Origin of the sequence: Klebsiella grimontii (assembly GCF_900200035.1) — a bacterium.
Classification (GTDB): domain Bacteria; phylum Pseudomonadota; class Gammaproteobacteria; order Enterobacterales; family Enterobacteriaceae; genus Klebsiella; species Klebsiella grimontii.
Genome location: NZ_FZTC01000040.1, coordinates 1 through 887, shown reverse-complemented (window position 1 = coordinate 887; position 887 = coordinate 1). Strand labels below are relative to the sequence as shown.

Annotated in this window: 2 protein-coding genes; one reads left to right on the top strand and one right to left on the bottom strand. The window is 49.4% G+C overall.

Features of this window, described 5'->3' with window-relative positions:
- Window positions 1-12 precede the first annotated feature (12 nt).
- Entirely contained in the window at window positions 13-138 is a 126-nt protein-coding gene (locus tag KOSB73_RS27190; protein ID WP_462937391.1) for a VWA domain-containing protein, read from the top strand.
- Between the two features lie 27 nt (window positions 139-165).
- On the opposite strand, the gene KOSB73_RS27185 is transcribed toward KOSB73_RS27190, so the two are convergent.
- Window positions 166-816, bottom strand: coding sequence for an HAD family hydrolase (locus tag KOSB73_RS27185; RefSeq protein ID WP_044348228.1), 651 nt, complete (start codon window positions 814-816; stop codon window positions 166-168).
- Window positions 817-887: the final 71 nt, after the last annotated feature.

The following is an 887-nucleotide window of genomic DNA, read 5'->3' as shown; positions in this document are numbered from 1 at the left end:
AGCGATCGGCGAATCGATAACAGCAACTTCTTTGCCATCGATAACTTCGCAACGGTGAAGGATGAGGTACTGTACGAGCAACTGCTGGAAGAGTTTAAAGACTGGCTGGAGCAGGCAAAAATAGCGGGTATTCTGTGAGCCTTCGCCCCGGAAAGGGGCGATAATTTACCGGATAGTCAGTTCGAAAGGTACTTTTCCCCGACGCCAGGTTGAATGGAAGTGCCGCCAGTGTGGATCAGTTGCAGCTGACAGGAGTTCGTAATCCCCTCGTGTGTCTCCCCATGCCCGCAGATGATAATCTTTCAGAGGACCATACTCTTTTTCCAGCCGGATAATTTTCTGGCTACACCGGCAGTTATGCCCACTGATACGCCCGGTAAGTATCCCTTCTTTGACCTCAAGCTGCGTGCCTATCACTTTGATGCCCAGCCTGTCGGCAAATGGCCTGAGTACCATTTCTGGTGAAGCAGAACATAATGTCACTTCCGCGCCGGAAGTCACTTCATTCGCCACGGCCATCAGGCCTGCAGGACGCATAAGCCGACTCCAGTAGACCTGGCAAAATTTCTCAGCATTTTTGGATAGCCATTTCTCGTCAACCCCAGTAAGGAAGGTTGTGATGAGAATTTCTTTCAGTTCATCACGTGTCATCTTCTTCCCCATACAGCGTAACGTGGGAAGAGCCATGGTGACGATACGACGGGAAAAAGCTCGATTGCCAAAGGCAAACCGCAGAAAAGGGATAAAGCTGTCATGCCGCGTTAACGTACCGTCAAAATCAAATACAGAGAGCATGCGGGGCTGAATGACATTCATCGTAATGTTCTTCCTGGAAAAGTGGGGGAAATGCTCCAAACAGGTAACACTATACCATTCAGGCAATAATA